Genomic DNA, 23274 nt, shown 5'->3' with positions numbered 1-23274 from the left:
TCACGCGGTGCCGTCCTCCCGCATCGGGATGCGCACACCGCGCTCCCGCGCGACCGACTCCGCGGTGTCGTAGCCCGCGTCGACGTGCCGGATCACGCCCATGGCGGGGTCGTTGGTGAGGACGCGGCGGATCTTCTCGCCGGCCAGCGCCGTGCCGTCGGCGACCGAGACCTGGCCCGCGTGGAGGGAGCGGCCCATGCCGACGCCGCCGCCGTGGTGGATGGAGACCCAGGAGGCACCCGAGGCGACGTTCACCATGGCGTTCAGGAGCGGCCAGTCGGCGATCGCGTCGGAGCCGTCGAGCATGGCCTCCGTCTCACGGTAGGGGGAGGCCACCGAACCGCAGTCCAGGTGGTCGCGGCCGATCGCGAGCGGGGCGGTGAGGGTGCCGTTGCCGACCATGTCGTTGAACATGTCGCCCGCCTTGTCGCGTTCGCCCTGGCCGAGCCAGCAGATCCGGGCGGGAAGCCCCTGGAAGTGGACCCGCTCGCCGGCCATCCTGATCCAGCGGTGCAGCGACTCGTTCTCCGGGAAGAGTTCGAGCAGCGCCTTGTCCGTCTTGTGGATGTCCGACGCCTCGCCCGACAGCGCGGCCCACCGGAAGGGCCCCTTGCCCTCGCAGAAGAGGGGCCGGATGTACGCGGGCACGAAGCCCGGGAAGTCGAACGCCCGGGCGTATCCGGCGAGCTGGGCCTCGCCCCGGATCGAGTTGCCGTAGTCGAAGACCTCGGCCCCCGCGTCCATGAAGCCGACCATCGCCTCGACGTGTGCGGCCATCGACTCCCGGGCGCGCCGGGTGAAGTCGGCGGGCTTCTCGGCTGCGTACGACGCCATGTCGTCGAAGTCGACGCCGACGGGCAGGTAGGCGAGCGGGTCGTGCGCGCTGGTCTGGTCGGTGACGATGTCCACCGGTGCGCCCTCGGCGAGCATCCGGGGCAGGAGCTCCGCCGCGTTACCGAGCAGCCCGATGGAGAGCGGGCGCCGCGCGTCGCGGGCCTCGACGGCCAGCTGGAGCGCGTGCTCCAGGGAGTCGGCCCGTACGTCCAGGAAGCGGTGCTCGATGCGGCGCTCGATGGCGCGCGGGTCGACGTCGACGCAGATCGCGACGCCGTCGTTCATCGTGACGGCCAGCGGCTGTGCGCCGCCCATGCCGCCGAGTCCGGCCGTCAGCGTGATGGTCCCGGCCAGCGTCCCGCCGAACCGCTTGGCCGCGACGGCGGCGAAGGTCTCGTACGTCCCCTGGAGGATGCCCTGCGTCCCGATGTAGATCCAGGAGCCCGCGGTCATCTGCCCGTACATGGTGAGCCCGAGGGCCTCCAGACGGCGGAACTCCTCCCAGTTGGCCCAGTCGCCCACCAGGTTGGAGTTGGCGATCAGGACGCGCGGTGCCCATTCGTGGGTCTGCATGACACCCACGGGGCGCCCGGACTGGACGAGCATCGTCTCGTCCTGCTTCAGCGTCCGCAGCGTACGGACCATGGCGTCGAAGGACCGCCAGTCCCGGGCCGCCTTGCCCGTGCCGCCGTAGACGACGAGCTTGTCGGGGTGCTCGGCGACCTCGGGGTCCAGGTTGTTCTGGAGCATGCGGAGGGCGGCTTCCTGCTGCCATCCCAGGGCGCTCAGTTCCGTACCGCGCGGTGCCCGTACGGGGCGGGGTCCTGACATGGGGATGCCTCCTCGCGAATGCGACGCTTCCATTCACATCCTGTCTACCTGAATAGTTCTAGTCAACAGGTGCGGCACGCGCCTCCCCCGGGCAGGCCTCCTGTCATCACACCCCCGAGGAGGACCGGTGCCGTCGACCGAGACCACGACCCCGGCAGGTGAGCCCGCGCTCAAGCGGGTCATCGGCCCCAAGCTCCTCATCCTGTTCGTCATCGGGGACATCCTCGGCACCGGCATCTACGCCACGACCGGAAAGGTCGCGGGCAAGGTCGGCGGGGCGCTCTGGCTGCCCTTCCTGATCGGCTTCGTGGTGGCGCTCCTGACCGCGGCCTCCTACGTCGAGCTCGTCGGCAAGTACCCCCGGGCCGCCGGCGCCGCGCTCTACACCCAGAAGGCGTTCAAGGTGCCGTTCCTGACCTTCGTGGTCGCCTTCATGGTCATGTGCTCGGGCCTGTCGTCCGCGAGCGCCGCGGCCCGCGCGTTCAGCGGCGACTACCTGGGCGAGTTCACGGACGCGGTGCCGCCCACATTCGTCGCGATCCTCTTCGTCCTCGCCCTCGCGGCGCTCAACCTGCGCGGGGTCTCCGAATCGGTGAAGGCCAACGTCGTCCTCACGATCGTCGAGCTCAGCGGCCTCCTGGTGATCCTCACGATCGGCGCGTACGCGGTCCTCTCGGGCGACGGCCAGCCGTCCAGGCTCACCGATCTGGACACGGGCGGCACGGGCTACGCACTGCTCACCGGCGTCCTCGGCGCGACGGCGCTCGGCTTCTTCGCCTTCGTCGGCTTCGAGGACTCGGTGAACATGGCCGAGGAGACCCGCGACCCGGCCAGGACCTTCCCGCGCGCCATCTTCATCGGCGTCGCGGTGACGGGCACGATCTACGTCCTGGTCGCCCTGGTCTCCTCGCTGCTGGTCGACCACCGCACCCTGGAGACGTCCAGCGGGCCGCTGCTCGAAGTGGTGAAGGCGGGCGGTATCGACTTCCCGCCCAAGCTCTTCGCGCTGATCGCCCTGTTCGCGGTCACCAACTCCGCGCTGATCAACATCATGATGGCCTCGCGCCTCTGCTACGGCATGGCCAACGAACGCATCCTGCCTCCCACGATGGGCCGCGTCCTCGCCCGCCGCCGCACCCCCTGGGTGGGCATCGTCTTCGTGACCGCGCTCGCCGTCGGGCTGGTCTCCACCGGCGAGATCGAGGGCCTCGGCGACACCACGTCCTTCCTGCTCCTCTGTGTCTTCGCCGTGGTCAACATCGCGGTGCTCGTGCTGCGCAAGGACCGGGTGGAGCACCGCCACTTCCGTGCGCCGACGGCCCTGCCCGTGCTGGGGGCGGTCACCTCCCTGATCCTGGCGAGCCCGCTCGCCGACCGGGCCGCGGACGTCTACATCCGCGCCGGAATCCTCCTGCTGATCGGAATCGGTCTCTGGGCGGTCAACAAGGCGGTGATGTCGGCCCGGGAGAAGGCCGGAAAGGCCTGAAACCGGGCGCGGAACAACCCGCTCGCAGGGAAGGAGCGACAGCCGGTAGGACGGATTCCGACGGGCCGCACCGCGTTCACCTGCCGTCCTTTACACCGGCGATCGCATGTACCAATGGAAAATGCCAGAACTCCCACCAGGACCGCACACGTTGCGTAGCCTCTCCACTACATCCGTACGCCACGTCGGGAGGGGAGTCCGCGGTGCCCGGAATCGACGAGTGCCTCATCGACGTCATGAGGCTGCCCGGTGCCCGGGGTGCCGCGGTGGTCGACTGGACCAGCGGTCTCGCGCTCGGCACCATCGGTGAGTCGCCCAACGGTGACCACGAGGCCACGGCCGCCGAGACCGCGGAGGTGGCGAGGATGGCCGCCGAACAGCCCGTCTTCGCACAGGCGGAGGGGCATGCGAGCGCGTCCGGCCCGCCCGCCCCCGCCGTCGAGGACGTCATCGTCACCACCGCCCCCAGCTATCACATCCTCCGTTTCGTGGAGACCGCCTTCGACAGCAGCGTCTTCCTCCACCTGTGGCTGGACCGCGCGGAGGGCAATCTGGCCCTCGCCCGCATACGGCTCGGCGAGATAGCGGAGCGGCTGGTCCTGGCATGAGAGCCACGGGCACCGCCGGAACGGACCTGTCCGAACGGGCCGCCCCGTCCCCGATGCTCCAGCGGCTGGCGGCCGAGCGCGCGACCGGCGCGCTGATGAGGGACCGCGGCACCCTCTACCTCGCCGACGGCCAGGTCGTCCACGCCGAGAGCCCGGCCACCCCCGGCATCGACGTGCTGCTCACCACCGGCGGGGCCCTGCGCTCCGAGGGCTGGTGGGACGCGGTCGCCCAGGCGGGCGCCGGGCAGCGGGTCGGCCGGTATCTCGTGGACAGCGGCCGGGTCCCCGGCGGCGCCCTGGAGCTCTGCCATCTGGGCGCGCTGTACGACGCGGCCTTCTTCGCCCTGGCCCCCACGAACACCCCGGCCCGCTTCCGCTACGGGGTCTCCCACTGGATCGGCCCCGTCCGCCCGGTGCCCGTGCACGCCGTGCAGCGCGAGACGCTCCGGCGCCGCGAACTCCTGGACCGCATCTGGCCGGACGCGCTCACCGACACCGCGCCGCTCGTCCCCACCGCGCACCCGGTCGACGCCCCCGTACCCCCGCGCCAGCGACGCGTCCTGGCCCTGGTCGACGGCGAGCGCACGGCCACGGACATCGCCACGGAACTGGGCCGCTCGGCCTTCCACATCCTCGTCGATCTGCGCCGGCTCGCCGCCGCCGGACTGGTCGAAGCGGTCCGCCCGGTCACGGCCGGGTCCGTATCGGAGCCCGGCCGCATCCCGCTGCCCGAGGTCACGAACGACCCCGACGTCGCCCTGTTGCGCCGGCTCAGAGACGCATTGGAGGCCCTGTGATACGCGCGCTCAGACAGCGTGCCGGGAGGAGACAGCTGATGGTGCCCGAGGCCGAAGTGCAGGATGTCCTCGACGAGCTCCAGCGGTTACGCGCCCGCGTGCCCCTCCTGACCGGTGCACTGGCCGCCAGCACCGACGGCCTGATCCTCGCCCAGGACACCCCTGGCATAGAGGCCGAGGGCGTCGCCGCCCTGACGGCCGCCGCACTCGGCGTCTCGATCCGGATGACCGACGCCACCGGACGCGGCGGCTTCCGCGAACTCCTGATCCGCGGCGAGAGCGGCTACATCGCCACCTACGCCGCGGGCTCCTCCGCCGTCCTGACCCTGCTCGCCGAGGACCGCATCAACGTCGGCCGCCTCCATCTGGAGGGCCGCAGGGCCGGCGCGCGCATCGGCGAAGTGGTCGACGCCGCACAGGAACACACCGACCGGCCGGCGCCTCCCCCGCGAGCCCAGCAGGCCGGGGGCCTGCCCCGCCGCACCACGGCACCCGATCTCACGTGACACCCGTACGTCATAAACGGACCGGCCAACGGGTCGGCCAGGGAAAGGAAACGAGCACTATGGCCAACACCGAAACGTCACTGAAGGAAGCTATGTCGTCGATCGAGGGCACCCTCGGTGTCGCTCTCGTCGACTACACGAGCGGCATGGCCCTGGGCACCCTCGGCGGCGGCAAGGAGTTCAACCTGGAGGTCGCGGCGGCCGGCAACACGGACGTCATCCGGGCAAAGCTCCGGACCATGGAGCACCTGGGCATCAAGGACGAGATCGAGGACGTCCTGATCACCCTCGGCGGTCAGTACCACCTCATCCGGCTCCTCAAGACCCGCGGCAGCAACGGCCTGTTCCTCTACCTCGTCCTGGACAAGGTCAGGGCCAACCTCGCGATGGCCCGTCACCAGCTGAAGAAGATCGAGGCCGAGCTGGAGGTCTGACCCGCCGGTCTCACGGGCGGCGACGCCGCGCCCCTCCGGGTGCGGCGTCCCCCGCCATGGGCCCGGTCGTCCGGTAGCCCTTCACCCGGCTGCCCGCGGGCCGCCCGCGCTCCACCCAGTCGGTCCGCACCCAGTACAGGACGTCGTCCCGCCTCTCCCGCTGTCCGATCCGTACGGACTTCAGCCAGAGCCCGGCGCCCGCACCGGCCAGCAGAAGCCCGCCGGCCCCCGGCAGCACGGCGGCGCTCGCCACCGCCACGAGGAACGCCCCGGCGAGCCACCAGCGGTACCGGCGCCGCCAGTTCCGCACGGTCACGTCCCGGTCCTGGAGGAAGTCGCTCCGGCCCGCCCGGGTGGCCCCCCTGGCGAGCTCCGCGTATCTCCCCGTACGCGAGAACGCCACCACGGCCAGGGCCACCAGGAACAGCGCGGCACCGGCGAGCAGCCCGATCCGCCGCCCGGTCACTCCCGGTACGAACGCCCCGACGGCCGCCGCGAGCAGCCCCGGCCACCACAGCGGCGAGGCCCCGGCCCGTACGATCACGGCCACCCTCGCCAACGACTGCGCTCCGCGCCCCACGTCCGTACCCCTCTCCCGCAGCTCCCTGTGCACCTTCTGGGCGCGGAGATTAACGGGCACAGATGAGCGGCGTCTGAGAACCGGCGGAAGCAGGCCCTCGCTCCTCCGAGAACCGGCGGAAGCCGCCCCCTCGCTCCTCCGAGAACCGGCGGAACCCCGGCCCCCGCTACTCGACGAACAGCCCCCGCGCCGCGGCCCGCGCGTCGAACTCCTCCAGCCGTGCCTGCGCGTCGGGCAGCCCGTCGCACATGGCCTCCAGCAGCACCCGCCCCAGCAGCATCGGCGCGCACGCGGTGTCGAAGGCCAGCCCGGTCCCCACCGCGGCGGGGATCAGCAGATCGCTGTGGGCGGCCACCGGGGCGAACGCGGAGTCGGCCACGGTCACGACGGTCAGCCCCTGCGCCCGCGCGTACGCCAGCGCGTCCACGGCCTCACGCGGGTGCCTCGGCAGCGCGAAGCACAGCAGCACGCTCGCGCCCGCGCTCCGGGCGGCGTCGATCCGGTCGTACAGCATGCTGCCGCCCTCGTCGAGCACCCGCACATCGGGGTGCACCTTTGCGGCGAAGTAGCCGAACCCCCTGGCCTGCGAGGACGCGGCCCTCAGACCGAGCACGAGCAGCGGCCTGGACGCGGCGAGCAGCCTCCCCGCACGCTCCACCGGGGCGGGATCGGCGAGCAGCTCGGACAGCTGCCGCAGATTCTCGATCTCGGCCCGCACCGCCTGCTGGTACTCGTTGACCGACTCCTCCGCCTCCGTCCCGCCCTCCGCCCCGGCCGGTGCGACCTCCCTCAGGTGCTTGCGCAGGGCCGGGTAGCCGTCGAAGCCGAGCGCCACGGCGAAGCGGGTGACGGACGGCTGGCTGACCCCCGCCAGCTCGGCCAGCTCCACACTCGAGAGGAACGGGGCGTCCGCGGCCCGCCGCACCATGGAGTGCGCGATCCGCCGCTGGGTGGGCGTGAGCCGCTGCCCCTCGAAGAGCCGCTGCAACCGCGCAGCCGGGCTGCTCCCGCTCATGCTGTCCCCTCCAGAAACTCCGCCGCGCCGGTCCGGCACCCGAGGAATCCATTCAGCCAGCAAGCAGTCTGCATGTCCATATACAGACCGGTTCCAGGCACGTCCACCGCCGCGGCCGGGCCGCCGGTCCGGCGGCTCGCATTGCGGGACGGCTCTCCCCTGCCGACCCTTGGAGCATGATCCCAGCCAATACGAGAGGGCCCGGCGGCGTCGTCGTCCGCTACGGGGACGACGACGCCGCACATGTGCTGAGTGTCTACGCCGATCTGCGCTGCCCCTACTGCAAACGCATGGAGCTGGACCTCGGGGCCGTGATGGAGCGGGCCGCCGACGAGGGCCGTTTCGCGGTGGACCACCATTTCGGCACGTTCATCGACGACAACGCGGGCGGCAGCGGGTCCCTGGAGGCGCTGGCCGCGCTGGGAGCCGCGGCGGACGTGGGCCCGAAGCCGTTCATGCACTATCTGCGGGCCCTGTACGCCGATCAGCCCAGCGAGGACGTCGACGCCTTCGCCGACCGGGACAACCTGCTGCGGCTGGCCGGTGAGGTCGAGGCGCTGCACTCCGATTCCTTCCGGCAGAAGGTCATGGAGCGCACCTATCTGCCCTGGGCGGCGCAGGTGTCGGCGGCGTTCGCGTCGAGCGGCGTCCGGTCCACCCCGACGGTACTGATCGACAGCACCCCGGTCGCCGTCATCAACAGCCTTGGGTACGCCGTCACGCCCGAGGCGTTCCTCGCCGAGGTCTCTCCCCCCTGACTCCGGGGCCCCTCCGGCGCCGGGGCCTCCCGGGGCCTGCGCACCGCGTCAGAACACGACGCGGGCCGCCAGCAGCGCCGCCCCCGCCTCGGGGTCCCCCTCCAGCTCCAGGCGCCCTCGCGTCGGCCGGCCGGACAGGTGCCGGGCGAAGTCGACCGCGTCGGCGCGGAGGGTGGCGGCCGGGGCGCCGATGCCCAGAAGGTAGTGCCCGCCCGCCGGACCACGGAGGTCGAGTTCCGCCGAGGGCCCCGTCCACGAGAGGGCCAGGTCCAGCACCACCTGGTCCACGATCTCCCGGTCGTGCCCGTCGAGGACCGGTTCGGCGCCCGTGGCGTCCCCCAGGTCCACCCGGTGCATCCAGGTGTCGCGGGCCAGCAGGACGTTGCCGAGGTAGTCCATCGAGTCGTCGGGCAGTGCCCTCGCCTCCGGGTAGAGCAGGCTGAGGCGGACCTTGCGGCGGGCCGGGGCGGGCATGCGCCGCAGGGCGATGAGCCCCTGCGGCGCGAAGTGCGCGAGGGCGCCGATCAGTTCGGGCCCGGGGACGGCCTTGCGGTCCTCGATCTGGACCTCGTTGTGCCCGTCGAGCCTGCCGAGCCCTGGATGGGTCCGCGCCGCCTGCCGGACACGGCGCACGGCGACCCAGGGACGCGGCAGCTCCTCGAACTGGCCGACGGTGTGGGCGAGCATGTCCCGGACCGTCCAGCCCTCGCAGACCGTGGGCCGCCGCCAGTCCTCGTCGGAGAGCTCGCGGAAGGTGGACAGGGTCGCCCGCAGTTCCGCCTCGTTGACCCTGCGGGCCCGCGCCCCCGTCGTACGGGGGATGGTGCGGGCGGACGACGTCGTGGTGGCCATGGGACGCCTCCCGTCTCCGGCATCAACGCTACGCCGAGGGGGCACGGGGTGCCCTGCGCGAAGGACCGCGCAAACCGGGGGGCTAACCCCACTGACCGGAGGGCCCCGGCTTCGTAACGTACTGCGTATGGAAGCCCGTGACCCTGAGCTCAAGCGAGAGCTCGACGCCACCCTCCAGGCCCGTGCCGAGCTGGGGCCCGAGTACGAGGCCGCGCTCATCGACTCGTTCCTGGAGAAGGTCGAGCAGCGGCTCGACGGTACGGTCGACCGGCGGATGCGACGCGGTCTCGCCGAGCAGCAGATGGCCGCCGCCCGGGGCGCCGCACGGCCGACGAGGCCGTTCGGGGCCTTCGCGGAGCGCTACGGCTTCGGGATCGTGTCGTTGGTGCTGGCGATCCCGCTGTCCGCCATCGGCGTCGCGAACGCCGGGATCGACGGGCTCGTCGTGGCCTGGCTGGGAATCTTCGGGGTGAACGCCGTGCACGCCGCCCGCTCGTGGCCCTGGGCCCGGGCGAGGAAGCGGTATCCGTCCGACTGGGAGGACTGAGAATCCCCGGCGGCGCGAGCACGGGGACCGCGCGCATGCGGGCATGAATAATCGCGGGGACCGCCGCACCCCCGGTTGCCCAGGGGGCGGGACGACGGCGGTCCCCGCGAGGGACGCGGTCCCGGGTCAGGGCCGGGTGTCGCGTCCGGGCGACGGTGGAGGTCCGGGAGCCGCTCCGTAGTCCGTGTCGCCGTTCGTGGTGTCGGCGGGTCTCCCTGCCGACACCCATTACTCTGCCGGTGCCGTGTTAAGCCGGTGCTGCGCGTACGTGTCGCGCTCGTACCGTTTTCGCGAACCCCGGAAACCTGCCCGCTACGGCTTGGGCGCGGAGCCCTTCGCGAGGAAGGCCAGCAGGTCCTGCCTGCTCACGACACCCGTCGGCTTGCCCTCGACGAGGACGATCGCCGCATCGGCACCGTCCGCACCACTGAGCACGGCCATCAGGTCCTCGACGGGCTCACCGGAGCCGACCTGCGGCAGCGGCGCCGACATGTGCTTCTCCAGCGGGTCGGAGAGCGTGGCCCGCTGGGTGAACAGCGCGTCCAGGAGCTGGCGCTCCACGACGGAGCCGATGACCTCGGCGGCCATCACGTCCGGGTGACCCGCGCCGGGCTTCACGATCGGCATCTGGGAGACGCCGTACTCCCGGAGCACGTCGATGGCCTCGCCGACCGTCTCCTCCGGGTGCATGTGGACGAGCGAGGGAAGCGGGCCGTCCTTGAAGTCGAGCACCGCGCCGACCCTGGCCGAGGGACCGGTGTCCTCCAGGAAGCCGTAGTCGGCCATCCATTCGTCATTGAAGATCTTGCTCATGTAACCGCGCCCGCTGTCCGGCAGCAGGACGACCACCACGTCCTCGGGACCCAGGCGCTTGGCGACCTCCAGGGCCGCGACGACCGCCATGCCGCAGGAGCCGCCGACGAGCAGCCCCTCCTCCTTGGCGAGACGGCGGGTCATCTGGAAGGAGTCCTTGTCGGAGACCGCGACGATCTCGTCCGTGACCGTGCGGTCGTAGGCGCTCGGCCAGAAGTCCTCGCCGACGCCCTCCACGAGATACGGGCGTCCCGAACCGCCGGAGTAGACGGAGCCCTCCGGGTCCGCGCCGACGACCCGCACCCGGTTCTCGCTGATCTCCTTGAGATAGCGGCCCGTGCCGGTGATCGTGCCGCCGGTGCCGACGCCCGCGACGAAGTGGGTGATCCGCCCGTCCGTCTGCTCCCAGAGCTCCGGGCCGGTGGTCTCGTAGTGCGAGCGCGGGTTGTTCGGGTTGGAGTACTGGTCGGGCTTCCAGGCTCCCGGAGTCTCACGGACCAGCCGGTCGGAGACGTTGTAGTAGGAGTCCGGGTGCTCGGGGTCGACGGCCGTCGGGCAGACCACGACCTCGGCGCCGTACGCCCGCAGGACGTTGATCTTGTCCGTGGACACCTTGTCCGGGCAGACGAAGATGCACTTGTAGCCCTTCTGCTGGGCGACGATGGCCAGGCCGACTCCCGTGTTGCCACTGGTCGGCTCGACGATCGTGCCGCCGGGCTTCAGCTCGCCGCTCTGCTCGGCCGCCTCGATCATGCGCAGCGCGATGCGGTCCTTCACCGACCCGCCGGGGTTGAAGTACTCGACCTTGGCCAGGACCGTCGCCTGAATGCCTGCCGACACATTGCGCAGCCTCACCAGCGGGGTGTTGCCGACCAGACTGATCATCGAATCGTGGAATTGCACCGTGTACTCCGGGATCTCCGAGATGGTCCGCCAAGAGTATGCGTACGGGCACGAGATCGGGCGAAGCGATTGAGCTACGCCCTCCGCGGGGCAGGTAGTGCTGTGTACGGCTGTACGGCACGGAGGAGGTGGACCGGACTGTGTCGAGAGCGAGGGTGGCACGGCGGATCGCGGCGGGTGCGGCATATGGGGGCGGCAGCGTAGGACTGGTCGGGGCGGCGACGGTCGGCCTGGTGCTGGCCGAGGTGCAGTTGGCGAAACGGCAGGTGGGCGGCGGAAAGGCACCGGTCCCGCCGAGCGCGGACGGGCGTTACGGGGTGGCCTTCGCCGGCCCCTCCGATCCGCTGCGGTTCGTGATGCTGGGCGACTCGACGGCGGCGGGCCAGGGAGTGCGCAGGGCCGGCCAGACCCCTGGTGCCCTGCTGGCGTCCGGGCTGGCGGCGGTGGCCGAGCGGCCGGTGGACCTGCGGAACGTGGCACTGCCGGGCGCCCGGTCGGACGACCTGGACCGCCAGGTGTCGCTGGTGCTGGCCGACCCCTCGGGGGTGCCGGACGTCTGCGCGATCATGATCGGCGCCAACGACGTGACCCACCGGATGCCCGCCACGCAGTCGGTCCGCTGTCTGAGCACGGCCGTGCGCCGGCTGCGTACGGCCGGTGCGGAGGTGGTGGTGGGGACCTGCCCCGACCTGGGCACGATCGAGCCGGTCTACCAGCCGTTGCGCTGGCTGGCCCGGCGGGTGAGCCGCCAGCTGGCGGCGGCGCAGACGATCGGCGCGGTGGAGCAGGGCGGCCGGACGGTCTCGCTGGGAGACCTGCTCGGCCCGGAGTTCGAGGCCAATCCCCGCGAGCTCTTCGGACCGGACAACTACCACCCCTCGGCCGAGGGGTACGCGACCGCCTCGATGGCGATGCTGCCGACGCTCTGCGCCGCACTCGGGCTGTGGCCGGAATCCGACCATCTGGACAGCTCGCGGCGCGAGGGCATGCTGCCGGTGGCCAAGGCGGCGTCCAGGGCCGCCCGCGAGGCGGGCACCGAGGTGACGGGGGCCAGGGCACCCTGGGCCCTGCTCAAGCACCGCAGGCGCCGGCGCCTCCCGGCCCACACGGAGCCGGTGCGGCACGAGAACAAGGACAAGGACAAGGGCGCGGATACGAACACCGGGCCGGGGGCGGGCGCGGGGCCGGGTACGGGCGCGGGGCCGGGTACGGGCGCGGGGCCGGGTACGGGCGCGGGTACGGGTACGGGCGCGGGTCCGGTCGAGGAGCGCGGCACGGAGCCGGGCACGGGCCCGGGCAGGAACGGCGGGCCGATGCCGGGCCGCGGCTCGGGAGCGACCTGGCGCCGGGCCTGAGCACCGCCCGGGCGACCGGTCGGGCGGGAGAGGCCCCGTCGTCCCCGCACCTTCGAAGGTCCGGACCGGCGACCCCGTGCGGGGCGGGCGGAGGCGACCCGTGCGGCGACCGGTCCCGAGCCGGGTCGCGCTCCCGCCTCTGCTCCCGCCTCTGCCCCCGGCCGGCCGGGAACATTGCGGGCGACTGAGCGGTTGCTTAGAAAAGAGGTCCGCATCACATCGCCTGTTGGGTGACCTCAGCTGTACGTCCGGGTAACTTCCAAGGCAGCCCAGCCTTCCTGCCTTCCATCCCTCATGGAGCCGCGTGATGCCCGAAGCCGTGATCGTCTCTGCTGCCCGTTCGCCGATCGGCCGGGCCTTCAAGGGGTCCCTCAAGGACCTGCGCGCGGACGACCTGACCGCGACCATCATCCAGACCGCGCTGGCGAAGGTCCCCGAGCTGGACCCGAGGGACATCGACGACCTGATGCTCGGCTGCGGCCTCCCCGGCGGCGAGCAGGGCAACAACCTGGGCCGCATCATCGCCGTACAGATGGGGATGGACCACCTCCCCGGCTGTACGGTCACCCGCTACTGCTCCTCCTCGCTGCAGACCAGCCGCATGGCGCTGCACGCCATCAAGGCGGGCGAGGGCGACGTCTTCATCTCCGCCGGTGTCGAGATGGTGTCCCGCTTCGCGAAGGGCAACTCCGACAGCCTGCCGGACACCCGCAACCCGTTCTTCGCCGAGGCCGAGGCCCGCACCGCGGCCCGCGCCGAGCAGACCGGCACCAGCTGGAGCGACCCGCGCGAGGAGGGCCTCGTCCCCGACGCGTACATCGCTATGGGCCAGACCGCGGAGAACCTGGCCCGGGTCAAGGGCGTCACCCGGCAGGACATGGACGAGTTCGGCGTGCGGTCGCAGAACCTCGCCGAGGAAGCCATCAAGAACGGCTTCTGGGAGCGCGAGATCACCCCCGTGACGACGCCGGACGGCACGGTCGTCTCGAAGGACGACGGCCCGCGCGCGGGCGTCACCCTGGAGGGCGTGCAGGGCCTGAAGCCGGTGTTCCGCCCCGACGGACTCGTCACCGCGGCCAACTGCTGCCCGCTCAACGACGGCGCCGCCGCCCTCGTGATCATGTCCGACACCAAGGCCCGCGAGCTGGGCCTGACCCCGCTGGCCCGCATCGTCTCCACGGGCGTCTCCGGCCTCTCCCCCGAGATCATGGGCTACGGCCCGGTCGAGGCCAGCAAGCAGGCGCTGAAGCGCGCCGGGCTGACCATCGACGACATCGACCTCGCCGAGATCAACGAGGCGTTCGCCGCCCAGGTCATCCCGTCCTACCGTGACCTCGGCCTGCCGCTGGACAAGGTCAACGTCAACGGCGGCGCGATCGCCGTCGGCCACCCGTTCGGCATGACCGGCGCGCGCATCACCGGCACGCTGATCAACAGCCTGCAGTTCCACGACAAGCAGTTCGGTCTGGAGACCATGTGCGTGGGCGGCGGACAGGGCATGGCCATGGTGATCGAGCGCCTGAGCTGAGCCGTCGCACAGCCGTCGCGGACCGCAGGGCGGTTTCCGGCCAGGTGCCGCCCTCCCGCGCCGGGGACCGCTTGAACCCGGCCGAGCCGCGATCGTGACCGAATCTCCCCCAGGATGTGATCTGCGTCCCGGGGGAGAGTCGTTTCTGCAGGTCACACCCGCCCCAGGGCTAAACACAGGGCCCAAAGACCTGTCCAATTCGTGACGTAATGCACTGACAGGGCGTACCAGTACAGGACAAGCTGATGTAGGAAGTCGGGGGTGTCGATTGAAACCGGGAGTATGTCAGTGAGCGCCATGCCGTTTGCCCTGTTGCTGACCACCGCCGCTGCCACGGCCGTCGGCGCCGCCGCTCTGCACGCTGCTCACGGGCTGCGCAAGCAGGTCAGCGCCCTGCGCACGGAGCTGGCGGAGGGCCGGACCCTCCGCGCGACCGTCCCCGAACAGCAGGACCGCAGCTCCAGCACGCCCGTCGAGGAGATACGCGCGGCGGTCGCCGAAGCACTCGCCGAGGAGCGTGAGCGGGAGCTCGCCGAGGCCCGTGCCTTCTGGGCCGCCCAGGAGGCCCGCGACGCCGCCGACGCCCCGTCCCTGCTGGGCGGGCTCGGCGATGACGCCCCGTTCTTCATGCCCCGCCAGAGCGACTTCGCGGGCCTGGAGGCGATGGACCTCGAAGCGGGCGACGCCCTCGACGAGCTGGTCGAGCTCGCCGAACTCACCGACCTGCCCGAGGCCGCCGAATACGCGGAGTTCGCCGAGGACTCCCCCGAGCTGGCCGCAGCCCGTCGCCGCCACCCCTCGCACCCGGACTTCGTCCCCGTACAGACACCGGTCGTCACCGACCATGAGCGTACCGTGAACCGTCTGGAGCGGCTCGCCGACACCGCTACGGAGCTCACGGACGTGCGGCCCGGCCCGCTCGGGACGCTCGACGTGTACGTCTTCGCCGACGGCACGACGCTCTGTATGACCCCCGGCCACCGGGAGACCGCCGAGCGCCTCGCACAGTCGCTGCGCTCCGGGCAGCAGCCGGTGCTGCTGGGCGGCTCCGGGGTCTCCGGCGCCTACGCGCTGACCTTCTCGTGCGGCGAGAAGAACGTCTACATCCTCGCCGACCGCGTCATCGCCTCGTTCTAGCGCGGCCCGGGTGCGAACGCACGCGCCGCCGCCTCCTCGACACACCGCACGGCCTCGTCCAGCTCCTGGGACGAGGCCGTTTCCAGTGCCACGGCCAGGTCCCGGCCCGCGACGGCGAGCTGGTCACCGACCGCGAACATCCCCGCGTCCGGCATCACGCGCGGCTCCCGGCCGGGCGACTCGGCGCGCTGCGCCCGGGCGGACAGCTCCCTGGCCGCGGCCAGGGCCTCCGCGGCCGTGCCGCGCTGGAGCCGACTCTGCGGGGCGCTGCGCACCCGGTCGGCGAATCGGTCCACGGCGGTGATCAGAGGAGTCGTATCGAGCACGCCGTGACCCTACGCGCCCCCGCGCGATGGTTACCAACGCGCCGACGCCCGGGCACGGACCGGCAACGCGTACGTACTGCGTGGGAGGCGCCGATGCTCCCCCTGCCCGCGACGACGGAACGGCCCGCAGGCGAACCTGCGGGCCGTTCCGTCGTCGTCGTGCCTACGGGGTCAGTCGTCCCCGTTGAGGATGGAGAGCAGACGCAGCATCTCCAGGTAGATCCACACGAGCGTCAGGGTGAGGCCGAAGGCCGCCAGCCATGACTCCTCGCGCGGGGCGCCGTAGTTGATGCCGTCCTCGACCTGCTTGAAGTCCAGGGCGAGGAAGCACGCGCCCAGGATGATGCCGATCACTCCGAAGAGGATGCCGAGGCCGCCGCTGCGGAAGCCCAGGCCGTCACCGCCACCGAAGACGCTGAACAGCAGGTTGACCATCATCAGGAGCACGAAGCCCATGGCCGCGGCCATCACGAAGCCGTAGAAACGGCGGGTGACGCGGATCCACCGCATCTTGTACGCGATGAGGACACCGGCGAAGACACACATGGTGCCCATGACCGCCTGCATCACCGTGCCGGGGCTGATGTAGGTGCTGACCGTGCTGGAGATCACTCCGAGGAAGACACCCTCGAAGGCCGCGTAGGCCAGGATCAGCGCGGGCGAGGCCTTGCGCTTGAAGGACTGGATGATCGCGAAGACGAACGCCACCAGGGCGGCGCCGATGGCGATGCCGTAGGACTTGCCGAGATTGGCCTCGTCGACCGGCAGCAGGGCCCAGGACAGCGCGGCGGTGAGCACCACGGTGCCCAGCGTCATCGCCGTACGCGTGACGACGTCGTCGATCGTCATCGCGCCGGAGCGCGCCGGCGCCTGAGGGGCGCCGTACTGGGTGTCCTGCTGGGCGTAGGGGTTCGTGGCGTACGGGTTGGCGGCGGTGCCCTGGGCGTACGGGTTGGCACCCGCTGCCGGGGCCCCGGCCTGCGGCGCCGCGTTGAAGCCCGCGTAGCCGTTGTCGCGGCTGAACCCCCGTCGCGAGAAGACCGGGTTGCTGCTCCTCATTTCACTCCTCCATGGCCACCGTGCGTGGCCTTGTCACAAGAGTAATGGGTAGGCAAAACAATGACCCTAGTGCCAGAGGAGGATCTTTGAGGAAGTTGACGGCTGAAATACTTTGCGACCCCCTCGGCCCGCCCCGCACCAGCGGGCCACGGCGCCGCACGGGCCGGCGCCCGCGCTCCAGGGGCCGCCCGTGGCTCCGACCGGATCGGTGACTGCGTTCGGGTGCCTTCCGCTCACGCTCTGCGACGTCGCCGCACGCGGCGGCGGGGGAGGCGTACACCCGCCGTGCTCCCGGCGCCCGGACCACGGACCGCGAAGCCGGCCTTTCGCGCAGCTCAACCCGCGTGCGGAGGTGAGTGCCCGGAGCCGGACTCGAACCGGCACGCCCCCGAGGAGGCAGCGAGGTTTAAGCTCGCCGTGTCTGCATTCCACCACCCGGGCGTGGGCGCGCGACTCCGCGTTGGCACAAGACCCTATCCGGGGGCGTCCCTCGAACAGCGGAACACCCGCTCGATGTTGTCTTATTTTATTGACCGTTTGAGTGGCCGTCAGACACTTCGCAGCGCATCAGCACACGCCCGGACCTTCCGAGCGGGACGAACCCCGGCAAACGGGAATGACGGAAACTCGCCGCACTCGCACGGCCCATGCGCCAGGGGCCGCGCCACCGTTCGCCAGGGTTCCGCCACCTCAGCTGTGGACCGTGTCGTTGACGCACCTCAGAACCGGGCGCGTCCCCAGTGCCTCCGGGTCCTTCAGCACCGCGCCCGTGACATGGAACACGGCGCTCTCGCCGGGCAGCAGGGTGACGAGCATGTCGTCCACCTCGGCCGCCGGGTCGAGCCGGTCGGGGAAGAGGGCGAGGTCCCTCAGGAGGGTCCGTGCCGTCACGGTCACCCGGTAACCGATACCCGACTCGTCACCCTGGGTCACGGAGACCTCGTACCGGGCGGGTGGCAGCGCGAGGCGGGTGTCCTCCTCGTAGAACTCGACCGCCCGCAGCTCGCCCAGCTCCGCCACGAGCACCTCGCGGGTGCTGTCGCCGGGCTCGGCGACCGGGGCCGGCAGGGGGACGCGGGAGACATCACGGGGCGCCGTGCTCACCGTGACCTCCTCCTCGGCCAGGACCGTGCCGTCCAGCGAGCGCCGGGTCAGCCGCAGCACTCCCTCCCAGAGGCGGGGGGAGTCGTTGACCAGGTGCAGGGCTCCGTCCCGTACGGCCATCAGACGGTCGGCGTACACCGCGCGCAGGGCGTACCAGAGCGGCTTGCGGCGGCCGTCGCCGTCCACCGCGGCCCAGGACACGACCGGCCAGCAGTCGTTGAGCTGCCACACGATCGAGCCCATGCAGTACGGGGTGTGCGAGCGGAAGTGGCGGATGCCGAAGGCCACCGCGCGGGCCTGGTTCAGCTGGGTGAGCCAGTGCCAGTCGTCGAAGGAGGCGGGCTGGGGCAGATGGTCCCCGAGGCCGCGCAGCAGCTTGGCGTCGCCGTCCTCCGCCTTCTGGTGGTGGGCGATCAGCGGGGCGCCCAGGCCGAGCGGACCGCTGACGGCCCGGCGCAGCGTGGCGTACGCGGGCGGGCCCTGGAAGCCGAACTCGGCCACGAAGCGGTGGGCGGTGTCGGCGTAGTGGGTGTAGTCGGCGCGGTTCCACACCTCCCAGAGGTGGACCGTGCCCCGGGCGGGGTCCTGCGGGGGCAGCTCCGGGGAGCCGGAGTAGGGCGAGCCCGGCCAGTAGGGGCGGGTCGGGTCGGTCTCGGCGCACAGGGCGGGCAGCAGCTCGTGGTAGTAGCCGTGGCCCCAGGTGCGGCCCTCCAGCTTCTCCTGCCAGCCCCAGTCCGCGTGGCCCTCCAGGTTCTCGTTGTTGCCGCACCACAGCACGAGCGAGGGGTGCGGGGCGAGCCGGACGAGGTTCTCGCGGACCTCCGCGGCCACCTCGTCGTACAGCGGCTGCTCCTCCGGGTAGGCCGAGCAGGCGAACGGGAAGTCCTGCCAGACCAGCAGCCCCTTCTCGTCGGCCAGCTCGTAGAAGTCGTCGCTCTCGTAGAGGCCGCCGCCCCAGACCCGGATCAGGTTCACGCCCGCCGCGATCGCCTGGTCGAAGCGGTCGGAGATCCGCTGCCGGGTGACCCTCGCGGGGAAGCAGTCGTCGGGGATCCAGTTCACCCCGCGTACGAAGACGGGCTCGTCGTTCACCGAGATGCGGAACGCCTCGCGCTCCAGGGCGACGCCCCGGAAGCCCGTCCTGCCGTTCCAGGCGTCGTCACCGAGGCGCACGGTGACGTCGTACAGCGGCTGCTCGCCGTGGCTGTGCGGCCACCAGCGCTCCGCGCCGGGGACGGGGAGCGTGACCTCTGCGCGGGACTCGCCGGCCGGGACGGTGAGCACGGCCCGTTCGCCGGCCACCTCCACCGTCGCCTCCAGGGGGCCGTCGCCGGCCCGGTCGACGCCGAGGGTGAGCGCCAGCCGCGGCACCCCGTCCCCGTCGAGGTCGGCGAGGACCTTCACCTCGGCGATCCTCGGGCCGGTCCAGGACTCCAGGGCGACGGGCCGCCAGATGCCCGAGGTGACCAGGGTCGGGCCCCAGTCCCAGCCGAAGTTGCAGGCCATCTTGCGGATGAAGGCGTACGGCTCGGTGTAGGCGCCCGGCCGGTCGCCGAGCTTGTCGCGCAAGCCCTCCGCGTAGGCGTACGGGGAGGCGAAGCGCACGGCGAGGGTGTTGGAGCCCTCGCGCAGCAGCTCCCGGACGGGGAAGCGGTAGGAGCGGTGCTGGTTGGCGGTGCTGCCCACCTCGGTGCCGTTGAGCAGGACCGTGGCGACGGTGTCGAGGCCGTCGAAGCAGAGGTCGGCCCACTCGTGCCCGTCGTCGGACCAGTCGAAGGCGGTGCTGTACGTCCAGTCGGTACGGCCGATCCAGCCGAGCCGCTTCTCGTTGTCGTCCAGATAGGGGTCGTCGATCAGTCCGGCGGCCAGCAGATCGGTGTGCACACAGCCGGGGACGACCGCGGGGACGCCGCCCGTGGGGAGCCCCACCGGCACGGGGCTGTCGGCGGTGAGCGTCCAGCCCTCGTGCAGGGGCAGGTGGCGAGAGGTCACGCGGAGGTCCTTCCGCAGTCGGGGAGTTGGGCGCAGGCGACGAAGTGGTCCGGTTCGGTCTCGTGCAGATCGGAATCCTGTGCGCCCCCCTCGTGGTAGGCGCAGGCCTCGACGGGTTCGGCGGACGTCCAGGGCTGGTTCAGCCGGGGCACCGCGGCCAGGAGCGTGCGGGTGTAGGGGTGGAGGGGGTTGCCGAAGACCTTCTGCGTATCGCCGCGTTCGACGACCCGGCCGTTCCTGAGCACCACCGTCCTCTCGGCGAGATAGGTGCCGAGGGAGAGGTCGTGGGTGATGTAGAGAACGCCGAGACCGCGCTCCTTGAGCCCCGCGAGGAGGTTGAGCACATCGATGCGGGTGGAGGCGTCGAGCATGCTGGTGATCTCGTCGGCGACCAGGAAGCGCAGGTCGAGCAGGAGCGCCCTGGCGATCAGCAGGCGCTGGAGCTGGCCGCCGCTGAGCTGGTGCGGATAGCGGCCGAGCACCTGCCCCGGGTCAAGGCGTACGTCGCGTACGGCCTTCTCCACGCGGTCGGCCCACTCCTTGTCGGGGACGTCCGGGTGGTAGGCGCGGCGGACCAGCGCGAAGACGCGGTCGGCCTTGAAGACGGGGTTGTAGCAGCTGAAGGGGTCCTGGAAGACGCCCTGGACGCGGCGGTAGAAGTCCTTGCCCGGCCGGACCTGTTCGCCGTCCAGGGTGAGGCTGCCGGAGCTGACCTGGGTGAGGCCGAGCACCATGCGGCCGATGGTGGACTTGCCGCTGCCGCTCTCACCGATGAGGGAGACCAGCTCGCCCGGTGCGGCGGAGAAGGACACCCGGTCCACGGCGGTGGTGGAGCCGCCGCCGAAGGCGCCGGCCCGGAAGGTCTTGGTGACACGGTCGAGGGTCAGCATCAGGCCGCCTTCCAGCATGCGACGGTGTGACGGGGGGCCACCTCGACGACCGGGGGCTCCTCGGCGCACCCGCTGTCGGCGAGCGGGCAGCGGGCGCGGAAGCGGCAGCCGGCGGGAGGGTTCAGCAGGGAGGGCGGGGAGCCCTCGATGCCGCTGAGCGGCTTGTCCTTGAAGCGGGCGCCGACCTGGGGCAGCGAGCCGATCAGCATCTTGGTGTAGGGGTGGCGGGGCGCGGTCGTCAGGGTCTTCGTGGGCGCCTTCTCGGCGAGCTTGCCCGCGTACATCACCATGATCGAGTCGGCGATGTGCGAGGTCAGTCCGAGGTCGTGGGTCACGAAGATCATGCTGGTGACCAGGCCCTTGTCGCGGAGCCCGGTGAGTGCGCCCACGACGGCCTGCTGGTTGGAGACGTCCAGCGCAGACGTGACCTCGTCGGCGATGAGGACGGACGGGTCGAGCAGCGTGGAGATCACCATGACGGCGCGCTGCTTCATGCCCCCGGACAGCTCGATGGGATAGCGCTCCAGGACCTCGGGTTCGAGGCCGACCAGCGCGAGCCTGCGGTGCAGTTCGTCCGTGTCCACGGTGACACCGCGCGAGGCGAGGAGCTCGCGGATCATGCGGCCGATGCGCCGCGTCGGGTTGAGCGCGCTCATCGAGTACTGCGGGACGAGCGAGATCTTGTGGAAGCGGTAGGCGTTCATGGCCCGGTCGTCGGAGAGCGGCAGCTCGTCGCCGTCCAGGGTCACGGTGCCGCCCACGTGCCGCATCCGGCCGTCGAGACGGATGAGGGACTTGCCCAGGGTGGTCTTGCCGCAGCCGGACTCGCCGGCCAGGCCCAGGATCTCGCCGTCCGCCAGGTCGAAGCCGACGCCGTCCAGGGCCCGGACCTCGCCACGCAGCGTGCGGTAGTGGACCCGCAGATCGTTGACGGTCAGGGTCATGTGCTCAGGACTCCCTCAGCTTCGGGTTGAAGACCTCGTCGAGGCCCACGTTGGCGACGTAGAGCGCGCCGACGATCGCGGTGATCCCGGCGCCCGGCGGAATGAACCACCACCACATGCCGAGTTGGAGCGCGCTCCACTGCTGGGCGCTCTGGAGCATCAGGCCGAGCGAGACGCCCTCGGTCGGGCCGAGCCCGATGAAGTCCAGCGAGGAGGCGATGAGGATGGACCCGCCGAAGAGGAGGATGAACATCATGAAGAGGTACGAGCTCATGTTGGGCGCGATCTCGCGGAAGACGATCCGCCAGGTGCCGCTCCCGCTGAGCCGGGCCAGGTCCACGAACTCCCGGGTGCGCAGCGAGAACGTCTGCGCGCGGATGGCGCGCGCCGCCCAGGGCCACGAGGTCAGTCCGATGAACAGGCCCTGCACGGCCACGCTGCGCACGCCCATGTAGGCGTTGATGATCAGCAGGACGGCGAGGGCGGGGATCACGAGGACGACGTTGGTGAGCATGTTGAGGATCTCGTCGGTGACTCCGCCCCGGTAGCCGGCGAGGAAGCCGACCACCATGGCGATCACGGCGGCGATGGCCCCGCCGACGACGCCCACCAGGAAGGTGGCGCGCAGCCCGTGCACGAACTGGGCGTACACGTCCTGGCCGAAGGTGGTGGTGCCCATCCAGTACGTGCCGTCGGGCGCGGCGGCCTGCGGACCCACGTACTCGTTGGGGTTGCCGCTGTCGAGCAGCATCGGGCCGATGACACCGACGGCGAGCAGGATCGCGACGAGGGTCACGCCGATGATCAGCTTGGGGTTGCGCACCGCGTAGTGCAGCGACTCGCGGCCGGGCTTGGCGACGGGCGCGTCGGCGGACGGGGCCTCGGGTGCCGGGTCGGGCAGTGTGCTCATGACGTGCCTCCTGCCATGCCCGTACGGGTGCGGGGGTCGACGATGACGTACACGATGTCGATGAGGAAGTTGGCGATCAGTACGCCGATGACGATGAAGAGGAACGCGCCCTGGAGCAGGAAGAAGTCCTGGTTCTGGATCGCGGCCAGGATCAGTGAGCCGAGCCCCGGGTAGGCGAAGACGATCTCGGTGACGAGCGCTCCGGCGACGAGCACCCCGAGCTGGAGCGCCAGCCCGGTGACCTGGGGCAGTACGGCGTTGCGGAAGGCGTAGCGGCGGATCAGCCGCTGGGGTGCGCCGAGGGCCGACAGATAGGCGGAGTAGTCCGACTCGAGCTCGTAGATGATCATGTTGCGCATGCCGATGGCCCAGCCGCCGAGCGCGACCAGGAAGAGGGAGAGGAACGGCAGCACCCAGTGGTGCAGCGCGTCCACCGCGAAGTCGGCGCTCCAGCCGGGCTGGATGTCCAGGCTGTAGCCCCCTGATATGGGGAACCATCCGGCCTTGGCGCCCAGCGCCCAGGCGAGGATGACGGCGATCCACATGTACGGCATGGCGGTGAGCAGATATCCGGCCGGCAGCACGGTGTTGTCCAGGACCTTGCGGCGGGCGGACAGCGCACCGATCCAGTTGCCCACGAACCAGCTGAGCAGGACGGCCGGGATCATCAGGCCGAGCGTGTACGGGAGCGCGTCGAGCAGGACGTCGCCGACGGGTGTGGGGAAGACGAAGATCGAGATGCCGAAGTCGCCCTGGAGGAGCGCCCCCCAGAAGTGGAGGTACTGCTGCCACAGCGGTTCGTCGAAGCCGAACAGGTTGTTGTAGTAGGTGCGCATCGCCTCGGCGGCCTCGGGCTGCGAGACCCGGGCGCGGGCGACCATGGCGGAGACCGGGTCGCCGGGCATGAAGCGCGGGATCATCCAGTTGACGGTGACGGCGACGACGAAGGTCAGCGCGTAGATGAGAAGTTTGCGGGCGAAATAGCGGCGCAAGGGTGCTCCCCTGGTGGAGAGCCCCGCCGTGCGCACACGGTCAGGTGTGGGCGCACGGCGGGGCGGTCATGGA

21 protein-coding genes, 1 tRNA gene and 1 pseudogene are annotated in these 23274 nt (G+C 71.3%); 10 read left to right on the top strand and 13 right to left on the bottom strand.

Translation table 11 applies throughout. The features are described from left to right. Positions 1–1665: a urocanate hydratase gene (gene hutU, locus ACWCQM_RS31670; protein ID WP_450918507.1), complete on the bottom strand. Its 1665-nt coding sequence runs from the start codon at positions 1663–1665 to the stop codon at positions 1–3. Positions 1666–1792: 127 nt separating this feature from the next. On the opposite strand from hutU, the gene ACWCQM_RS31665 reads away from it, so the two are divergent. From ACWCQM_RS31665 to ACWCQM_RS31645, 5 genes are all read left to right on the top strand, one after another. Continuing rightward, positions 1793–3151, top strand: a complete 1359-nt coding sequence (locus tag ACWCQM_RS31665) for an APC family permease (protein ID WP_450918506.1) — start codon at positions 1793–1795, stop codon at positions 3149–3151. 203 nt (positions 3152–3354) lie between these two features. Beyond that, entirely contained in the window at positions 3355–3759 is a 405-nt protein-coding gene (locus tag ACWCQM_RS31660) for a hypothetical protein (RefSeq protein WP_450918505.1), read from the top strand. Next, the gene (locus ACWCQM_RS31655) at positions 3756–4556 is read left to right on the top strand and encodes a helix-turn-helix domain-containing protein (protein WP_450918504.1); all 801 of its coding nucleotides are present in this window, start codon (positions 3756–3758) and stop codon (positions 4554–4556) included. Before ACWCQM_RS31660 ends, ACWCQM_RS31655 begins: the two co-directional genes overlap by 4 nt. 38 nt (positions 4557–4594) lie before the next feature. Next, positions 4595–5062: a roadblock/LC7 domain-containing protein gene (locus ACWCQM_RS31650; RefSeq protein ID WP_450918503.1), complete on the top strand. Its 468-nt coding sequence runs from the start codon at positions 4595–4597 to the stop codon at positions 5060–5062. Between the two features lie 59 nt (positions 5063–5121). Beyond that, positions 5122–5496 (top strand): hypothetical protein, encoded by a 375-nt coding sequence (locus ACWCQM_RS31645; protein WP_450918502.1) that lies wholly within the window; start codon positions 5122–5124, stop codon positions 5494–5496. A 10-nt stretch (positions 5497–5506) separates the two neighbouring features. On the opposite strand, the gene ACWCQM_RS31640 is transcribed toward ACWCQM_RS31645, so the two are convergent. Next, positions 5507–6046, bottom strand: coding sequence for a hypothetical protein (locus ACWCQM_RS31640; RefSeq protein ID WP_450918501.1), 540 nt, complete (start codon positions 6044–6046; stop codon positions 5507–5509). 196 nt (positions 6047–6242) lie between these two features. Continuing rightward, complete coding sequence (locus ACWCQM_RS31635) at positions 6243–7091, bottom strand: MurR/RpiR family transcriptional regulator (protein ID WP_450918500.1); 849 nt, start codon at positions 7089–7091, stop codon at positions 6243–6245. A 176-nt stretch (positions 7092–7267) separates the two neighbouring features. Here ACWCQM_RS31635 and ACWCQM_RS31630 point away from each other — a divergent pair, with 176 nt between their 5' ends. Then, positions 7268–7849 (top strand): thioredoxin domain-containing protein, encoded by a 582-nt coding sequence (locus ACWCQM_RS31630; protein ID WP_450918499.1) that lies wholly within the window; start codon positions 7268–7270, stop codon positions 7847–7849. A gap of 48 nt (positions 7850–7897) precedes the next feature. Here ACWCQM_RS31630 and ACWCQM_RS31625 read toward each other — a convergent pair whose 3' ends face one another. Further along, positions 7898–8701, bottom strand: a complete 804-nt coding sequence (locus ACWCQM_RS31625; protein ID WP_450918498.1) for a maleylpyruvate isomerase family mycothiol-dependent enzyme — start codon at positions 8699–8701, stop codon at positions 7898–7900. A gap of 127 nt (positions 8702–8828) precedes the next feature. On the opposite strand from ACWCQM_RS31625, the gene ACWCQM_RS31620 reads away from it, so the two are divergent. Beyond that, on the top strand, positions 8829–9248 hold the full coding sequence (locus ACWCQM_RS31620) for a hypothetical protein (RefSeq protein WP_450918497.1): 420 nt from the start codon (positions 8829–8831) through the stop codon (positions 9246–9248). A 312-nt stretch (positions 9249–9560) separates the two neighbouring features. Here ACWCQM_RS31620 and ACWCQM_RS31615 read toward each other — a convergent pair whose 3' ends face one another. Continuing rightward, positions 9561–10964 carry a cystathionine beta-synthase gene (locus tag ACWCQM_RS31615; RefSeq protein ID WP_450918496.1) on the bottom strand — a complete coding sequence of 468 codons (1404 nt, stop codon included), beginning with the start codon at positions 10962–10964 and terminating at the stop codon, positions 9561–9563. Between the two features lie 155 nt (positions 10965–11119). On the opposite strand from ACWCQM_RS31615, the pseudogene ACWCQM_RS31610 reads away from it, so the two are divergent. The 3 genes and pseudogenes from ACWCQM_RS31610 to ACWCQM_RS31600 all read left to right on the top strand — a co-directional run. Continuing rightward, positions 11120–12112: pseudogene (locus tag ACWCQM_RS31610) on the top strand (SGNH/GDSL hydrolase family protein); the annotation flags it as partial. 514 nt (positions 12113–12626) lie between these two features. Next, entirely contained in the window at positions 12627–13847 is a 1221-nt protein-coding gene (locus ACWCQM_RS31605) for an acetyl-CoA C-acetyltransferase (protein WP_450918495.1), read from the top strand. 297 nt (positions 13848–14144) lie between these two features. Then, positions 14145–14984 carry a hypothetical protein gene (locus tag ACWCQM_RS31600; RefSeq protein ID WP_450918494.1) on the top strand — a complete coding sequence of 280 codons (840 nt, stop codon included), beginning with the start codon at positions 14145–14147 and terminating at the stop codon, positions 14982–14984. Here the strand turns inward: ACWCQM_RS31600 and ACWCQM_RS31595 are convergent. From ACWCQM_RS31595 to ACWCQM_RS31560, 8 genes are all read right to left on the bottom strand, one after another. Further along, entirely contained in the window at positions 14981–15310 is a 330-nt protein-coding gene (locus ACWCQM_RS31595) for a hypothetical protein (protein WP_073753091.1), read from the bottom strand. The genes ACWCQM_RS31600 and ACWCQM_RS31595 overlap by 4 nt on opposite strands. Before the next feature lie 171 nt (positions 15311–15481). After that, positions 15482–16369 (bottom strand): Bax inhibitor-1/YccA family protein, encoded by an 888-nt coding sequence (locus tag ACWCQM_RS31590; RefSeq protein WP_450918493.1) that lies wholly within the window; start codon positions 16367–16369, stop codon positions 15482–15484. Positions 16370–16726: 357 nt separating this feature from the next. Next, positions 16727–16810 (bottom strand) — tRNA-Leu (locus tag ACWCQM_RS31585). A 249-nt stretch (positions 16811–17059) separates the two neighbouring features. Then, the gene (locus ACWCQM_RS31580; protein WP_450918492.1) at positions 17060–19465 is read right to left on the bottom strand and encodes a glycosyl hydrolase 2 galactose-binding domain-containing protein; all 2406 of its coding nucleotides are present in this window, start codon (positions 19463–19465) and stop codon (positions 17060–17062) included. Further along, the gene (locus ACWCQM_RS31575; RefSeq protein WP_450918491.1) at positions 19462–20355 is read right to left on the bottom strand and encodes an ATP-binding cassette domain-containing protein; all 894 of its coding nucleotides are present in this window, start codon (positions 20353–20355) and stop codon (positions 19462–19464) included. Before ACWCQM_RS31575 ends, ACWCQM_RS31580 begins: the two co-directional genes overlap by 4 nt. Next, positions 20355–21299: an ABC transporter ATP-binding protein gene (locus tag ACWCQM_RS31570; RefSeq protein WP_073753094.1), complete on the bottom strand. Its 945-nt coding sequence runs from the start codon at positions 21297–21299 to the stop codon at positions 20355–20357. The genes ACWCQM_RS31575 and ACWCQM_RS31570 overlap by 1 nt, the downstream gene beginning before the upstream one ends. A 4-nt stretch (positions 21300–21303) precedes the next feature. After that, entirely contained in the window at positions 21304–22209 is a 906-nt protein-coding gene (locus ACWCQM_RS31565; protein WP_450918490.1) for an ABC transporter permease, read from the bottom strand. Next, complete coding sequence (locus tag ACWCQM_RS31560; protein ID WP_073753098.1) at positions 22206–23201, bottom strand: ABC transporter permease; 996 nt, start codon at positions 23199–23201, stop codon at positions 22206–22208. The genes ACWCQM_RS31565 and ACWCQM_RS31560 overlap by 4 nt, the downstream gene beginning before the upstream one ends. Positions 23202–23274 lie beyond the last annotated feature (73 nt).

The sequence above is a fragment of the Streptomyces sp. NPDC002125 genome, from assembly GCF_053593715.1.
Note: the sequence above shows the minus strand (reverse complement) of the source record. Positions and strands in the feature narration are given on the sequence as shown.